The organism is Undibacterium sp. Jales W-56 (assembly GCF_025548535.1).
In the GTDB taxonomy this organism is placed as follows: domain Bacteria; phylum Pseudomonadota; class Gammaproteobacteria; order Burkholderiales; family Burkholderiaceae_D; genus Undibacterium.
The window spans coordinates 200795-216394 of the sequence record NZ_JAJLQW010000002.1 but is presented as its reverse complement, the minus strand read 5'-3'; the positions used below and the strand labels follow the sequence as shown (position 1 = coordinate 216394).

Below are 15600 nucleotides of genomic sequence, written 5' to 3'. Positions count from 1 at the left end.
TTCCCTATCGAGCGATGGCCAAACCAAAAACCAATTACACCTGTACCGAGTGCGGTGGCATAGTCAATAAATGGGCGGGGCAATGTCCTGCATGCCAGCAATGGAATACCCTGGTAGAAACCATTATCGAGACGGCTGGCAATCGCTTCTCCGCCAAACATCAAGGCATTGCGCAAACTGCGCCGGTGCTCAATCTTGCGGAGATCGAGGCGGAAGAGGTGCCGCGCTTCGGTACCGGCATCGATGAGTTTGACCGGGTGTTGGGCGGCGGTCTGGTCGCTGGCGGCGTGGTCTTGATCGGGGGCGATCCGGGAATCGGCAAATCGACCTTGTTGCTGCAAGCCCTGTCGAGCCTGTCGAAGATCAAGAAAGTCCTGTATGTCAGCGGCGAGGAGTCGGGTTCGCAGATTGCCTTGCGGGCAAAGCGCCTGGCGGTGGATGCCAGGGATTTGCAGCTTCAGGCGGAAATCCAGCTTGAAAAAATCCTGAATACCTTGGCCGATCACAAGCCGCAAGTCGTCGTCATTGATTCCATTCAAACCATGTATTCCGATGCGCTGAGTTCTGCACCCGGCTCGGTGGCCCAAGTCCGGGAATGTGCCGCCCAGTTGACGCGTGTCGCCAAGACCATGAATATCACGATGATACTGGTAGGGCATGTGACCAAGGAGGGCGCGCTGGCCGGTCCTCGCGTACTCGAGCATATTGTAGATACGGTGCTGTATTTTGAGGGGGATACCCATTCGAGTTTCCGCCTGGTGCGGGCGATCAAAAATCGTTTTGGCGCGGTCAACGAGCTGGGTGTGTTTGCCATGACCGAGCGTGGCTTGAAAGGCGTCTCCAATCCTTCCGCCCTGTTTTTGTCGCAGCACGATACCCAGGTCGCCGGCTCCTGCGTGATGGTGACGCAAGAGGGCACCCGGCCTTTGCTGGTCGAGATACAGGCCCTGGTGGATAGCTCGCATGCGCCTAATGCCAAACGTCTTTCGGTGGGTTTGGAGCAAAACCGCTTGGCGATGCTGCTGGCGGTCTTGCACCGGCATGCCGGGGTTGCGGCATTTGACCAGGATGTCTTTATCAATGCCGTGGGCGGCGTCAAAATTACCGAACCGGCCGCCGATCTTGCGGTGATGCTGGCAATCAATTCCTCAATGCGCAATAAGCCGCTGCCAAAGGGGCTGGTGGTGTTTGGTGAAGTTGGTCTGGCAGGTGAGATACGACCGGCGCCGCGTGGCCAGGAGCGGCTGCGCGAAGCTGCCAAGCTCGGTTTTTCGATTGCCATGATTCCCAAATCGAATGCGCCCAAGCTAGCGATTGAGGGATTGACGCTGATACCCGTGGACCGGATTGAGGAGGCCTTGAATAAGATCCGGGATGTCGATAGTTATGTGAAAGACTAGAAGACTAGAGCTAAGCGGTGCTCAAGAAGGCGGCGCAGCGCGTTCTTGCTAATCTGCGCAATACCGGCGCATTGCCCCGGTTGGTGCCTGATTGCATCCCGACCGAATAGCTTTAGAATTTTCAAAAGTCATTCCGCAATAACGGTGCGGCTTACAGCCCGAAATGTGCTGGAAAGCCGCGCTGCTATTGCGGGTAGTGATTTAAAACTCAGTCCTTGTAAATTCAGCACAATTTCAGCTCAATTGCTCTAGCTCAGGCAAAGCGTGGCAGCGGCGATGCCGCTGCGGATGGCGGCTTCCAGCGTAGCCGGATAATCACATCTGGTGTAGTCGCCCGCGATGAAGCAATTCTCCAGGCCAAGCTGATTATCCGGTCGTTGCAGTGAGGGCGTGCAGGAAAATGTTGCCCGCTTTTCTGAAATGATTTGCTGCCATACAGGCTGTGCCAGCTCCGGCATCTCAAACATGGCCGCCAGTTGTAAGGCTAGTGCCTTGGCCAGCGCTTCATTGCCCAGATCGGTCGCCTGATGCGATGCGCTGACCACCACGGCCAGCAATCCCGCCTGATCTGGGTTGAGCTGACCCCGATCAAATACAAATTGTCCCCAGTGGCCTTGTTCCGGCTGATCTCTTAATGCAAAAAACGGACGACGCAGGTGCACAGAGGGAGGATATTGCAGATAGCACGTGGTGATCGATTCGTACTCAAACGACGGCAGCGGTGCAGCCTTTTGAGCCGCCACCATGTCATTCAGCAGGCGACTCGCTTGTTCCGCGCCAGTCGCAATAATGATGGCGTCAAATTCTTGCGTGCTGATCGCGTCGTCGACATGGCATTCCAGATGCCATGTATTAAAACCGTTTTGCCGATCTGGTATCAGGCGCTTCACGCTTATCCCCGATTTGACTATTCCCCCCGCGCGCTGAATAAACTGCTGCGCCTGCTCAGGGAAGAGTGCGGATAAATCTTGCCTGGGGATCAGCATGTCGGATGCCGTCCGCCTTGCTCCCAGGCTGTCTCTCAATACATTCAAAAATACCTGGGCCGAGGCGCGCTCCGGCGGCGTATTGAGTGCTGCGATACATAGCGGCACCCACATTAATTGACATAATCGCGGGGTCTGGTCAAAGCGTTCCAGCAATTCGCTGACGCTGCAATCCTGATTCAATTGCCAATCCATCCAGCGCGCGGTACTGGAAAAACGTGCCAGCGCCATTTTGTCTGGCCTGCTCAAGCCTTTGGCACGCAACAGCGCGACCAGCAGGTGCAGCGGTGCAGGGAGCTTAGGCGCAATAAATTCCATGCCCTCATCGATTGAGGGATACACCATCTGCAAAGGCAGGCGTAGAAACGCCTGATCCATTTGAATCCCGAGCTTATGCATCAATGCCAGCGTCGCGCTGTATGCGCCGAGCAGGATATGCTGGCCGTTATCGAGCGTATGCTGTTTGACTGCGACTTTGCGGGCCCGGCCGCCGAGGGTACGCGCCGCCTCCAGCAAGCTCACCTGCGCGCCGCGGCTGCTCAGTTCGACCGCAGCCGCGCAGCCGGCCCAGCCTGCACCGATCACGGCTATCCGCTTGCCGGCAAGCGATTTGGTCTTAACCACGGATATAGGTTATCCACGCCAGCCAGAGTTTGCGGATGGGCGTTAAAGAAATGCGTTGATTCAGGACATGAAAGCCATCGCGTTGGATTTCAACCAGCAAGGCACGGTAAATAGCGGCCATGATGAGGCCGGTACGTTGCGCCTTCCTGTCTTCCTGAGGCAATAAGGCAAACGCATCGTCGTAAAGTTGCTGGGCACGTTGGTACTGGAACTGCATCAGTGCTGCAAATTCGGGACTATGACGCGCATTCAGAATATCTGCCGCAGTGACTTTGAACTGTTGCAACTCATTGACTGGCAAATAAATGCGCCCTTTGCGGGCATCTTCGCCGACATCGCGGATGATATTCGTCATCTGGAATGCCAGTCCCAGTTTCTCGGCAAACTCTTTGGTTTGTGGATTGCTGATGCCAAAAATACTGGCGGATAAAACGCCGACCACGCCTGCGACATGCCAGCAGTATTTTTGCAGGGCGATAAAATCGAGATAGCGGGTCTGGTTTAAATCCATCTCCATACCGTCGATGATGGCCTGCAAATGCGCGCCGTCCAAGGCGAAGCGGGTCATATGCGGCAGCAAGGCTTTCGTCACGGGGTGCGTAGGACTGTTTGCCAGCATGGCTTTGAGTTCACCGCGCCACCAGTTCAATTTGCTGCGCGCGACGGTATCGTCAGTGCTTTCGTCTACCACATCATCGACTTCGCGGCAAAACGCGTATAGCGCCGTAATGGCGAGGCGTCTCTCCTGGGGCAAAAACAAAAAACTGTAATAAAAACTGGAGCCGCTTTGCGCTGCTTTCTGTTGGCAATATTCGTCTGGAGACATACGGGATGCGTAATTAGGCGGTTAGAATGCGGTCAAATTGGATATCTCAGGCAAGACTGGCCTGGGTGCCGTTATCCTTGCATGAAAGCCGCTATGCTAACCGACTGCGGCGGAGACCACAAATGCTGGCGGATAAAATAATTGGCGTATCCGGAAAATTCTATCAGCGGAATGCGGCAAATTTCTTTTGTAAATGCCGATGGATCAGCGTAGTCCCATGCTCGTGACTTGTAATAGTTTGTAAGCGGAATCAGGCTTTTTGTATCAAACATGCACTTTTTGACCCAAGCTCATATACCATTACGAACTTGCTGAACGAACTCGCTGAAATTTTGCGCTTATGTATAAGTCATATTGATAGCTAAGATCAGTTCTCCTGTTTGACCTAGACCAATTTGGAATATCGAATGAATACAATGAAAAAAATGAGCTTCTTCGCCCTGGCGGCAGGCTTGATTCTCGCCTTGGCGGCATGTGGCGGCTTTGTCTATACGACAGTCGGCGGCACGGTGACTGGCCTGGGTTCCGGGACAACATCAGGTGGCCAGTTGGTGTTAATTGATACTGCCGGTTACAAACAGGCACTTACTGTGGATGGCCCATTTTCATTCAAGGTCGCTAGCAACGCGGATTACAATATTACGGTCGGCAGCCAGCCAGCTCAGGTTAACTGTACGGTGGCGAACGGTTCTGGCCATATGAGCAGCGATGCAGCGGTGACCAATATTTCAGTTAAGTGCGTGCCAAAGGTCCCGGTTACGGTCACTTTGTCAGGATTAACTGCAGGAGCGGTTACCCTCTATAACAACTTTAACACTAACGTTAATGTTGACAAATTGATCCTGTCTACGAATGGCGCTGCTACATTTGCCTTCTATATTCCTAGCGGGCAAACCTATGCGGTAACAGTAGGTGCGCAACCCCCGGCACAGACATGCACCGTGCAAAATGGCACGGGTACCGTTGATAACAGCAATTTGACCGGTGCCAATAATGTATTGGTGAAATGTATTGCCAGCGTGCCGGTAGCCGTGACACTGACGGGTTTAGGTTCTGGAAAAACCGTGACGATCGCTGACAATGGAACGGATCTGCTGTATTTGTCTGCGAATGGCAAATTCACCTTTGCCAATTCGATTGTTGACGGACAAACCTACGCAGTCACCGTCACCACGCAACCTGCGGGTCAAACCTGTACTGTCACTGGCGGTGCCGGAACAGCCTTGTTAAGCAATCTGACAGGCGCCAGCAATATTGCGATTAATTGCGTAAATAACTAATTTAAAAACGCTCATTCCTCAGGTTGAATTTCAGGCTGAATGGGTGATAAAAAAGCCGGCATCCATTGACGCCGGCTTTTTCCATTGAGGTGTTAATCTTTAATCAGCTAAAGACTTTGCAATTGCCCGTCTTGGTTAAAGAAGAAGATATCCTCGTGTTTGAAACCCCAGCGACCGCCTTTGAGTCTTACGAAAGGTTCAAAACTAAAGAAGGGGACATCGCCTAATCTGGCGCAATTGCGGGCTTCGATAAATTGGCGATGATCCCGGCTGGCCGCGATGCTATGCCCTACATTGCCGCGGTAATCGAGATTCACAAATCCGCTTTCGCGGATACGCACATTGGCCCATTCAAATAACTGGTCGAACGTCGTGCTTGGTTTTACCAGACGCAGCATTTGCTGATGTAGTTGCTGCAAGAAATGCAGGCCGTTTTTAAACTCAAGTTGTTTAGGTTGCTCAATGACCTTGCCGTCCTCGACAACCAGTGAACGCGCATAATCGCCCCAATACTCGCTCCTGGCGGGGCTGAGATCAATCGTAATCAGGTTGGATGAGCCTACTGTCTCGGTACTGGCCTGATAATCGCGTCCTGAGATTGACACGCAACTTCTGGAACCCAGTAGCACTAAAGCCGGACACTGGTAATACCAGGTTTCCTGATAGCCGGCGTCACATAAAAATTCATGCGCTTTGCGCGCGATACTTTGTTCCGTATCGTCGGCGCTGATTGCGCCGGTAAGATAGACCATTGCCAGTTTCGCAGCTTGCTGCGCTTTGCGATGTTCGGCGATCTGTAATTCGGTTGGCATGTCGTTGAGCTATCGCAGAAAAAATCGTAGGAAGAAAGTTGTGAATTTGCAATGCTGAGGATTATTTTTCTTTATTGCTATTGGTAACAGTTCTTACGCCTGCCGCGGTCACATCCACCGCAGTACCGACGACGGCACTACCGACTTTGACTGTGGTGGAGACTGCGGCATCCGCGACAGCCAAAACGGTACAGCCGTTGATTAGCACTGTAGTACAAACAATTGCTAAAAACAGATAAATACGTTGCATGATCATTTTGTGTGAGTTCGGTAATCGTTGAATTATTCACCACGCATCATAGCGGGATAGTGAGATCCAGTCAGGTTTTTGATCGATTAATTGTGAAACAGGGTGTAATGAACGCATGTCATTAGCCTGGTAGCTAAGTACCTCTGCTATCGCAAACATCGCGGCTGTATCTCTGAGTTTTCAGGCCTTTACATCTTGATGGCCCGCCACAGCATGACAAACCAATCGGCTTTACCTAATTGAGGACGGCGATGAAAGATGTCGCCTTCAACTGCATCGATACGTTCCAATATCCTCAAGCCGCCCTGGACCACCAGGCGCAACTCCCAGCCTATCCGTCCCGGCAACCGTTTGCATAAGGGCATGCCGCTGATGAGCAGGGTTCTTGTTCTGCTTGTTTCAAACTGCATCAAGGCGGCCCATTGCGGACTATTTAGCTGGTTTGCGATCTGCGCTTCATCGATGTTGAACGCGATTAAATCTTGCAGTGGAACATAAACACGTTGCTTTCCCCAGTCGATCGCGATATCTTGCCAAAAATTTATCAATTGCAGCGCCGAGCATATCGCGTCCGAATCACGCTTGTTTTCCGGTGTCGCCGCCGCATACAGATGTAACATCAGCAGGCCGACCGGATTGGCAGATCGCTTGCAATAGTCGAGCAAATCGTCGTAGCTGTTATACCTTGTGGTTGTGACATCTTGTTTAAATGCTGATAGCAAGTCCCGAAATGCCTGCATGGGGAGGGTGTATTGCTGAATCACCTTGTGCAAGCGATCAAATAATGGATTTCCGGATGGTTGACTGGTCTCGATCTGCCGTAATTCTGTTTCATACTGCGACAAGCCCAGCAAGCGCTGTTCCGGCATTGCGTCTCCCTCATCTGCAATATCATCCGCAGTCCTGGCGAATGCATAGATGGCCTCTACCGCAGGGCGTAAGCGTGCCGGGAGTAACAATGATGCGACCGGAAAGTTTTCGTAGTGTTCTACAGACATGTTTATGCTTGAATTTGAGGATATGATGCGGGTATAAAATTAATGACTCAAAAGTCATTGGCAAAAAAAGGACTCGCCACTATAATTACTAACCATTAAGTCAGTAACTGTATTGAATCGGCTGATTCGCGTCCCATTCGTCACCGCGATGGGCCACAATTCGCAGCGCGCTCCAGGTATAGAATCGCAGTAAGTGGCAATTCATACTACGCTTCAACGAATAACCTTGGCTTTTGTAGCCAGCATAGTAAAGGAAAACTCCCGTGCCCACATCGCAAAAAAATGTTTTTAATGACACAGCCAGGCTGGTCAGCGCGCTTTCGTTTAAAGGAAAGCCGGTTGCTTTTTTACCTGTTCTTGCTTTGGTTTTGTTGGCGGGATGTTCAAAGCCAGCCGAAAAAACCGAGGATATACGTCCTGTGAGGGTGGTCAAAGCGAGCACGGACGGGGCCGATCAATCGGCAGAATTCTCCGGGGAAGTGCGTCCGCGGATTGAATCGCGTTTGGGATTTCGGGTGGGCGGCAAGATCGTCGCCCGCAAGGTTGATGTCGGCAGCGTGGTTAAGCGCGGCCAGGTCTTGATGCAGTTAGATCCGCAAGACCTGGCCTTGGCGCAGTCGCAAGCCAAGGCCGGACTTACTGCTGCCGAGAGTAACCGTGATCTGGCAAAGGCTGAGCTGAAACGCTATGAAGATTTAAGAGAGAAAAATTTTGTCGCAGCCGCTGTGCTGGACAGCAAAGTCACTACCTATAAAGCAGCGCAAGCCAGCTACGAACAGGCGCTCGCCTCCTATAGAAATCAGACCAATCAATCGGGTTATACGACTTTAATATCGGATGTCGACGGCGTAGTGACCGGGATCGATGCTGAAGTCGGGCAGGTTGTTGCGACGGGTACCTCCGTAGTGCGTGTGGCGCAGACTGGTGAGACTGATGTAGTTGTCGGTATTCCAGAAGATAAAGTGAATTCGATACGGCAAATCTCCGATATCCGGGTGCGTTTATGGGCGAATCAAGGGGAAGTGCTGACGGCCAAATTGCGTGAGTTGTCGCCCATTGCCGATCCGGTCACACGCACTTTCACGGCAAAACTGGCACTGCCGGCAACTGCTAAAGACGTCAAGTTGGGCATGACCGCTTATGTCACATTTGCCGCCAAGAATCCGAACGCAATGATCCGGTTGCCGATGACGGCGCTGTTCAACGACAAAAATACGACTTCCGTATGGATTGTTGACGGTGGCGCAGTCAAGCTAAGCCCCGTGATCGTTGCGGGATCTGCAGGACAAGATATTTTAGTTGCCAAGGGCGTGACGCCAGGACAAAACGTGGTCACTGCAGGCGTGAATTTGCTGAAAGTCGGGCAAAAAGTGACGATTCTCGGCGTGGATCCGGGCAGTGTGGAGAAGGCTTTAGATAAAAATTCTGAAAAAGTCAGCGCTGCTGCCGGAAATGATGTTGCTACGACAGGAGTCGCCAAATGAGCGAATCCTCAGGAGGTTTCAACCTGTCAAGGTGGGCGCTGGAGCACATTCCGCTGACGCGTTACCTGATGGTCGTCTTGCTATTGGGCGGCATTCTGAGTTATGGCCGTTTGGGGCAGGATGAAGATCCGCCGTTTACTTTCCGTGCGATGGTGGTGCGGGCGATTTGGCCGGGCGCAACTGCATTGCAGATGGCGGATCAGGTCACGGATAAACTTGAGAAAAAGCTTCAGGAAACACCCTACATCGACAAGATTCGCAGTTATTCCAAACCTGGCGAAACTTTAATTATTTTGCAATTGCGCGAATCGACGCCGCCAAAAGAAACAGCGCAATCCTGGTATCAGGTGCGTAAAAAAATCGGCGATATAAAAAACACCCTGCCGTCAGGCGTATTAGGGCCATTTTTTAACGATGAATTCGGCGATACTTACGGCTCTATTTTTGCGTTGTCCGGAGACGGTTTTACCTATGAGCAGGTCAAGGAATATGCCGATTTCGTACGTCAGCAATTCTTGCGTATTCCAACGGTCTCCAAGGTTGAGTTGTTTGGCGTTCAGGACGAGAAAATTAATATTGAATTTTCTCAGAAAAAATTCTCTCAATTAGGCGTTTCCTTTGAGGCGATTGTCGGTCAGATCAATTCCCAAAACACGGTCGAAGCGACTGGCGTATTGACGACGAGCAGTGATAATTTGCAAGTCAGAATTTCCGGCGCATTAATGACTGTCAAGGATTTGGAAAATCTGCAGTTGCGGGCAAATGGTACGACCTTCCGTCTTGGGGATTTTGCAACGGTGAAGCGCGAGTACAAGAACCCTCCGCAGGACAAGATGCGTTTTAACGGCAAAGAAGTGATCGGCCTTGGCATCTCAATGGAAAAAGGCGGCAATATCATTGACTTGGGCAAAAATTTGCAGAAGGTCATGAATGATGTAAAGAGCAAAATGCCTGTCGGTATCCAGATTGAACGTGTTTCAGATCAGCCAAAAATGGTGGCTTCGTCGGTTGGCGAGTTTGTGCATACGCTGATTGAAGCCGTCGTGATTGTGCTGGCGGTGAGCTTTCTGGCGCTGGGGTTGCATACCAAGCCCTTTCGACTGGATATCTGGCCAGGTCTGGTTGTCGGCTTAACTATTCCTTTGGTATTGGCGGTGACTTTCCTGTTTATGCGTATCTTCGACATCGATCTGCATAAAATTTCTCTCGGGGCCTTGATCATTGCCCTTGGTTTGCTGGTTGATGATGCGATTATTGCGGTCGAAATGATGGTGCGCAAAATGGAGGAAGGTTTCTCCCGTTTTGATGCCGCGACTTTCGCCTACACCTCAACCGCGATGCCGATGTTGACTGGCACCTTGATTACCGCAGCAGGATTTTTGCCGATCGGTTTGGCTAAATCCGCTGCCGGTGAATACACGTTTTCTATGTTCTCGGTGAATGCTTTAGCCTTGCTTATTTCCTGGTTGGCTGCGGTTTTATTCACGCCATATTTGGGCTATTTGTTGCTTAAAGTAAAACCTGCGGCGAATGCCGATGGCCATCATGAATTGTTTGATACGCCGTTTTATTCACGTTTCCGCAAATTAGTGAATTGGTGCGTTGAATGGCGTAAAACAACGATCCTGATTACCTTAGGCGTGTTTGGCTTGGGTATCTTCGGATTCAAATTCATTGAGCAGCAATTCTTCCCGGATTCAAGCCGCCCTGAATTGATGGTTGAGTTGTGGTTGCCAGAGGGCAGTGCGTTTGCCGCGACTGAAGCGCAAGCGAAAAAATTTGAAAACTTCATTCAGAAGCAAGACGACGTAGAAAGCGTTACCAGTTATGTTGGCACCGGTAGTCCGCGTTTCTATTTGCCATTGGATCAGATTTTTCCTCAGACTAACGTCGCGCAAATCGTTGTATTGCCTAAAAGTCTGAAGGCGAGGGAAGCACTGCGTTTAAAAATTGTGAGGGCATTCAAAGTTGATTTCCCTGAGGTGCGTGGTCGCGTGAAGATTTTACCGAATGGACCACCCGTGCCATATCCGGTTCAGTTCCGGGTTACAGGCCTGGAAGTGGCCAAGGTCCGTGAAATTGCTGATCGCGTAAAAGACGTCATGCGTACCAATCCGAATGCGATTGGTGTCAACGACAACTGGAACGAGTCTGTAAAAGTAGTCCGTATCGATTTGGATCAGGACAAGTTGCGTGCTTTGGGCGTCACCTCGCAGACAGTGATGCGTGCTGCGAATACAATCTTGACCGGCACAACGGTGGGGCAATTTAGGGACGATAATAAATTGATCGATATCGTCGTTCGCCAGCCTGTTGACGAACGCTCAACCGTTAACGCATTGGGCGACGCTAATATTCCAACGGCTAGCGGTAAGTCCGTACCTTTATCTCAATTGGCGCGGATTAAACTGGTCTGGGAGCCGGGTGTGGTCTGGCGGGAAGGGCGTGAATGGGCAGTTACAGTCCAGTCCGATGTGGTCGACGGTATTCAGGGGCCGACGGTTTCCAGTCAGATTTCACCTAAGCTGGATAAGATACGTTCGGAGCTTTTGCCTGGCTATAAGATTGAACTGGCAGGTGCGGCTGCAGATAGCGGTAAAGCGCAAGAATCGATCGCCGCTAATGTACCTTTGGTCATTTTCATCATCTTCACTTTGCTGATGCTGCAGTTGCATAGTTTCTCGCGTTCTTTGCTGGTGTTCCTGACGGGTCCGCTGGGCGTGGCTGGTGCGGCGATGGCTTTACTGTTATTGCAAAGACCTTTCGGTTTTGTTGCGCAGCTCGGTGTGATTGCCCTGTTCGGTATGATCATTCGCAATTCAGTGATCTTGATTGACCAGATTGAGCAGGATATTCAAGCCGGAGCGCCTGCCTGGGATGCAATCGTTGAATCGGCGGTCAGACGTTTCCGTCCGATTATTCTGACTGCAGCGGCAGCGGTATTGGCGATGATTCCATTATCCAGGTCGGTGTTCTGGGGGCCGATGGCAGTAGCGATCATGGGCGGTTTGATCATCGCAACCGCACTGACTTTATTATTTTTACCCGCCTTGTATGCGGCCTGGTTCCGGGTAAAAAAGCCGGTCTGACCAAGTAATCAGGCAAATGATGCAGACTTGCTCTCGATTTGGGCGTGAGTCTGCATTGAATTAATTGCAAAACCATACGAAAAAAAGAGACACATGGGATTAAAATCCAGTAGAATACGCGGCTGGAGTTGAAATGCCACATACGATAGTTCTGGGCGACACTTGAATTTCGGGTCGCCCTTTGCTTTTGTGCCAGTTTTTAATTTGGTTAGTGTTCTCATCCCGCGAGGATGGCGAAATTGGTAGACGCACCAGGTTTAGGTCCTGACGCCAGCAATGGTGTGGGGGTTCGAGTCCCCCTCCTCGCACCACAGAATTTTTTTATATTTGGACGATTTTCATGGCAACTGCAGTCGAAACTTTAGATAAATTGGAACGCCGCATTACTATTTCCTTCCCGATTTCAGAAGTGCAGTCGGAAGTGGAAAAACGTTTGAAATTGCGCGCACGTACAGCAAAAGCGCCGGGCTTCCGTCCTGGTAAGGTACCTATGAAGATGGTTGCTGCGCAGTACGGTTACCAGGTCGAAAACGAAGTATTGAACGACAAAGTCGGTCAGGCTTTCAGCGTTGCCGCCAACGAAAATAAATTGCGCGTCGCCGGCTATCCGAAGATTGAACCGAAAAATACTGAAGGCGCTGTCGAAGGCAGTTTGACCTTCGATGCGACTTTCGAAATTTATCCTGAATTTGTCGTCGGTGATCTGTCCGCTGCAGAAGTAGAGCAGGTTAAGACGGAAGTGTCCGATGCCGAAATCGATAAAACCATCGATATCCTGCGCAAGCAACGCGTTCACTTTCACACCAAAGGCGAGCAAGGTGCTCATGGCGATGGCGGTGAGCCAGTCGCTCAAAATGGTGACCGTGCCACCTTAGATTTCGTCGGCAAGATCGATGGCGTTGAATTCGCCGGTGGTAAAGCGGATGACTTCGCGTTCGTATTGGGCGAGGGTCGTATGTTGCCAGAATTCGAGGCCGCTACTTTAGGTCTGAAGGCAGGCGAGAGCAAAACTTTCTCATTGGCTTTTCCAGAGGATTATCACGGTAAGGACGTCGCAGGCAAAACGGCTGAATTCACGATCACCTTGAAGAAATTGGAATGGGCGCATTTGCCAGAGGTGGATGCTGAATTCGCGAAAAGCCTGGGCGTGGAAGATGGCGATCTTGCCAAGATGCGTGCCGATATCAAAGAAAACTTAGAACGTGAAGTCAAAGGCCGCGTAAAAGCAAAAACCAAAGACAGCGTGATGGATGCTTTAGTCAAGGCTGTTGAATTTGATGTGCCTAAGGCTTTGGTTGAGCAGGACGGACAGCGTTTGGCAGAAATGACTCGCCAGGATATGGCTCAACGTGGCATGAATGTCAAAGATGTGCCGTTTCCGCCGGAATTATTTGCCACACAAGCCGAGCGCCGTGTTCGCCTCGGGTTGATTTTGGCTGAACTGGTTAAAGCGAATAATTTGCAAGCAACTGCAGCGCAAATCAAGGCTCAGGTGGAAGATTTTGCACAGAGTTACGAAGATCCGCAGCAAGTGGTTAAATACTACTACAGTGACCGTAATCGCCTGGCTGAAGTCGAAGCCCTTGTATTGGAAGAAAACGTCGTTAACTACGTACTAGGTAAGTCGAAAGTCACAGACAAGATGCTGCCTTTCGATGAATTAATGGGTAACAACGCGCAATAATTAAAGGAAATCACATGGCAGGCATCATTCAGAATTCAGCATTAGATACCAACATGCTAGGCATGGTGCCGATGGTCATAGAGCAAAGTGGGCGTGGGGAGCGCGCTTACGATATCTACTCCCGTTTGCTGAAAGAACGTGTGATTTTCCTGGTTGGTCCGGTTAATGATCAGGCCGCCAATCTGATCGTAGCGCAATTGTTGTTTTTGGAAAGTGAAAATCCGGATAAGGATATTTCACTATATATCAACTCTCCAGGCGGTTCAGTTTCTGCTGGTATGGCGATCTATGACACGATGCAGTTCATTAAACCGGATGTCTCTACATTGTGTACCGGTCTGGCAGCATCGATGGGTGCTTTTTTATTAGCAGCCGGAGCTAAAGGTAAGCGTTTTTCCTTGCCTAATTCACGCATTATGATTCATCAGCCTTTGGGCGGTGCGCAAGGACAGGCCTCCGATATAGAAATCCAGGCGCGTGAAATTTTGTATTTGCGTGAACGTCTGAATGGTATTTTGGCTGAGAAAACCGGCCAGACTATCGAACAGATCGGCAAAGATACGGATAGGGATAATTTCATGTCAGCAGATGCTGCAGTTGAGTATGGATTGATCGATAAAGTTTTGACAAACCGCGCTTGATGTACTGAAGAAATATTGAAAATAAAGAAAGCGCCCGCACTTATCAGGTCCGGGCGTTTTTTATTGAGCGCCACAAAATAAATGTGGCAAGAATTTTTAAATCATTTATAACCTAAACATGTTCGATGACTTATATCGAATTTGCAGGTAATATCAAAACCAAATCCGCTAAATTTTCGTTAAGAACCTACGCACTATGCCCGATAAAAAATCCTCCACTGGCGAAAAACTGCTTTATTGCTCTTTTTGCGGCAAGAGTCAGCATGAGGTTAAAAAACTGATTGCCGGGCCTTCCGTTTTCATCTGTGATGAATGCATTGATTTATGCAACGACATTATTCGTGACGAAGTGAGTAACCTGGAGTCTATTTCCAGCGCCAAAACCGATTTACCTACGCCATCTGAAATTACTGCCTTATTAGATCAATATGTTATCGGCCAGGTAACTGCAAAACGCATTTTGGCGGTAGCTGTCTACAACCACTATAAACGTCTGAAGCATCTTGGCAAGAAAGACGATGTCGAACTAGCAAAAAGTAATATTTTACTGGTAGGCCCAACTGGCTCAGGTAAGACTTTACTGGCGCAGACATTGGCGCGTATGTTGAATGTACCGTTCGTTATTGCCGATGCAACGACATTAACCGAGGCAGGTTATGTCGGTGAGGACGTTGAGAACATCATTCAAAAATTATTGCAAAATTGCAATTACGAAGTTGAGCGGGCACAAAAAGGTATCGTCTATATTGATGAAATTGATAAAATTTCACGCAAGTCAGATAATCCTTCGATCACCCGAGATGTATCAGGTGAAGGCGTCCAGCAAGCTTTATTGAAGCTGATTGAAGGAACGATGGCATCGGTACCGCCGCAAGGCGGACGCAAGCATCCTAATCAAGATTTCATTCAGATTGATACAACTAATATCATGTTTATCTGTGGCGGTGCTTTTGATGGCCTTGCCAAGATTATCTCTGATCGTTCTGAGCGTAGCGGTATCGGTTTTGGTGCCAGTGTCAAGAGCCAATCCGAGCGAAGCGCCAGCCAGGTTATGCAGGATGCGGAACCTCAGGATCTGATCCGTTTTGGGCTCATACCTGAGCTGGTCGGCCGTTTGCCAGTCATTGCAACATTGAATGAGTTAGATGAAGCGGCATTGATTCAGATTCTGGTCGAACCAAAAAATGCTTTGATCAAACAATACTCAAAATTGCTTGAAATGGAAGGCGCTGAATTGGAAATTCGCCCGGCAGCGCTGCAATCCATTGCGAAGAAAGCGATTGCCCGTAAGACGGGTGCACGCGGACTGCGCTCTATCCTCGAACACGCTTTACTGGACATTATGTACGACTTGCCGAGTGAGCAAAATGTGTCGAAAGTGGTGATTGATGAAAACACCATCAATAATGGCGCGAAGCCTTTACTGATCTATGATGAACAACCGAAGGTTTCGGGGGCGAAATCTTAATTCCTAGAAACTGTGGGTGAATATCACAATTGATCCACGGCTTTGGGAATACGCAGTA

Annotated in this window: 13 protein-coding genes and 1 tRNA gene; 8 read left to right on the top strand and 6 right to left on the bottom strand. The window is 50.0% G+C overall.

Features of this window, described 5'->3' with window-relative positions:
- Positions 1-14 precede the first annotated feature (14 nt).
- Positions 15-1400 (top strand): DNA repair protein RadA, encoded by a 1386-nt coding sequence (gene radA, locus LPB67_RS06920; protein WP_262836385.1) that lies wholly within the window; start codon positions 15-17, stop codon positions 1398-1400.
- A gap of 248 nt (positions 1401-1648) precedes the next feature.
- On the opposite strand, the gene hpnE is transcribed toward radA, so the two are convergent.
- Both hpnE and hpnD read right to left on the bottom strand, forming a co-directional pair.
- Positions 1649-3010: a hydroxysqualene dehydroxylase HpnE gene (gene hpnE / locus LPB67_RS06915; protein WP_262836384.1), complete on the bottom strand. Its 1362-nt coding sequence runs from the start codon at positions 3008-3010 to the stop codon at positions 1649-1651.
- The gene (hpnD, locus tag LPB67_RS06910) at positions 3003-3836 is read right to left on the bottom strand and encodes a presqualene diphosphate synthase HpnD (RefSeq protein ID WP_262836383.1); all 834 of its coding nucleotides are present in this window, start codon (positions 3834-3836) and stop codon (positions 3003-3005) included. The genes hpnE and hpnD overlap by 8 nt, the downstream gene beginning before the upstream one ends.
- 407 nt (positions 3837-4243) lie before the next feature.
- Between hpnD and LPB67_RS06905 the strand changes: the two genes are divergently transcribed.
- A complete protein-coding gene (locus LPB67_RS06905) occupies positions 4244-5116 on the top strand; it encodes a hypothetical protein (protein WP_262836382.1) in 873 nt (290 codons plus the stop codon).
- A gap of 107 nt (positions 5117-5223) precedes the next feature.
- Here the strand turns inward: LPB67_RS06905 and LPB67_RS06900 are convergent, their stop codons facing one another.
- The 4 genes from LPB67_RS06900 to LPB67_RS06885 all read right to left on the bottom strand — a co-directional run bounded on the left by LPB67_RS06900 (position 5224) and on the right by LPB67_RS06885 (position 7609).
- A complete protein-coding gene (locus tag LPB67_RS06900; RefSeq protein WP_262836381.1) occupies positions 5224-5928 on the bottom strand; it encodes a M24 family metallopeptidase in 705 nt (234 codons plus the stop codon).
- A 61-nt stretch (positions 5929-5989) separates the two neighbouring features.
- A complete protein-coding gene (locus LPB67_RS06895; protein WP_262836380.1) occupies positions 5990-6178 on the bottom strand; it encodes a hypothetical protein in 189 nt (62 codons plus the stop codon).
- Between the two features lie 188 nt (positions 6179-6366).
- Positions 6367-7176 carry a squalene synthase HpnC gene (gene hpnC / locus LPB67_RS06890; RefSeq protein ID WP_262836379.1) on the bottom strand — a complete coding sequence of 270 codons (810 nt, stop codon included), beginning with the start codon at positions 7174-7176 and terminating at the stop codon, positions 6367-6369.
- 100 nt (positions 7177-7276) lie between these two features.
- Positions 7277-7609, bottom strand: a complete 333-nt coding sequence (locus tag LPB67_RS06885) for a hypothetical protein (protein ID WP_262836378.1) — start codon at positions 7607-7609, stop codon at positions 7277-7279.
- On the opposite strand from LPB67_RS06885, the gene LPB67_RS06880 reads away from it, so the two are divergent.
- From LPB67_RS06880 to clpX, 6 genes are all read left to right on the top strand, one after another.
- Positions 7596-8660 carry an efflux RND transporter periplasmic adaptor subunit gene (locus LPB67_RS06880; protein ID WP_262836377.1) on the top strand — a complete coding sequence of 355 codons (1065 nt, stop codon included), beginning with the start codon at positions 7596-7598 and terminating at the stop codon, positions 8658-8660. The two genes, LPB67_RS06885 and LPB67_RS06880, sit on opposite strands and share 14 nt — an antisense overlap.
- Entirely contained in the window at positions 8657-11749 is a 3093-nt protein-coding gene (locus LPB67_RS06875) for an efflux RND transporter permease subunit (RefSeq protein WP_262836376.1), read from the top strand. Before LPB67_RS06880 ends, LPB67_RS06875 begins: the two co-directional genes overlap by 4 nt.
- 224 nt (positions 11750-11973) lie before the next feature.
- A tRNA-Leu gene (locus tag LPB67_RS06870) sits at positions 11974-12060 on the top strand.
- A gap of 29 nt (positions 12061-12089) precedes the next feature.
- Positions 12090-13433, top strand: coding sequence for a trigger factor (gene tig / locus LPB67_RS06865; protein WP_262836375.1), 1344 nt, complete (start codon positions 12090-12092; stop codon positions 13431-13433).
- Between the two features lie 14 nt (positions 13434-13447).
- A complete protein-coding gene (gene clpP, locus LPB67_RS06860) occupies positions 13448-14074 on the top strand; it encodes an ATP-dependent Clp endopeptidase proteolytic subunit ClpP (RefSeq protein WP_316685129.1) in 627 nt (208 codons plus the stop codon).
- Positions 14075-14270: 196 nt separating this feature from the next.
- Positions 14271-15542: an ATP-dependent Clp protease ATP-binding subunit ClpX gene (gene clpX, locus LPB67_RS06855; protein WP_262836374.1), complete on the top strand. Its 1272-nt coding sequence runs from the start codon at positions 14271-14273 to the stop codon at positions 15540-15542.
- Positions 15543-15600 lie beyond the last annotated feature (58 nt).

Excerpts from the sequence above, each read along its gene's own strand:
- radA (WP_262836385.1), top strand. The coding sequence starts at position 15 with ATGGCCAAACCAAAAACCAATTACACCTGTACCGAGTGCGGTGGCATA.
- hpnD (WP_262836383.1), bottom strand. The coding sequence starts at position 3,836 with ATGTCTCCAGACGAATATTGCCAACAGAAAGCAGCGCAAAGCGGCTCC.
- LPB67_RS06905 (WP_262836382.1), top strand. The coding sequence starts at position 4,244 with ATGAATACAATGAAAAAAATGAGCTTCTTCGCCCTGGCGGCAGGCTTG.
- LPB67_RS06900 (WP_262836381.1), bottom strand. The coding sequence starts at position 5,928 with ATGCCAACCGAATTACAGATCGCCGAACATCGCAAAGCGCAGCAAGCT.
- LPB67_RS06895 (WP_262836380.1), bottom strand. The coding sequence starts at position 6,178 with ATGCAACGTATTTATCTGTTTTTAGCAATTGTTTGTACTACAGTGCTA.
- hpnC (WP_262836379.1), bottom strand. The coding sequence starts at position 7,176 with ATGTCTGTAGAACACTACGAAAACTTTCCGGTCGCATCATTGTTACTC.
- LPB67_RS06875 (WP_262836376.1), top strand. The coding sequence starts at position 8,657 with ATGAGCGAATCCTCAGGAGGTTTCAACCTGTCAAGGTGGGCGCTGGAG.
- tig (WP_262836375.1), top strand. The coding sequence starts at position 12,090 with ATGGCAACTGCAGTCGAAACTTTAGATAAATTGGAACGCCGCATTACT.
- clpP (WP_316685129.1), top strand. The coding sequence starts at position 13,448 with ATGGCAGGCATCATTCAGAATTCAGCATTAGATACCAACATGCTAGGC.
- clpX (WP_262836374.1), top strand. The coding sequence starts at position 14,271 with ATGCCCGATAAAAAATCCTCCACTGGCGAAAAACTGCTTTATTGCTCT.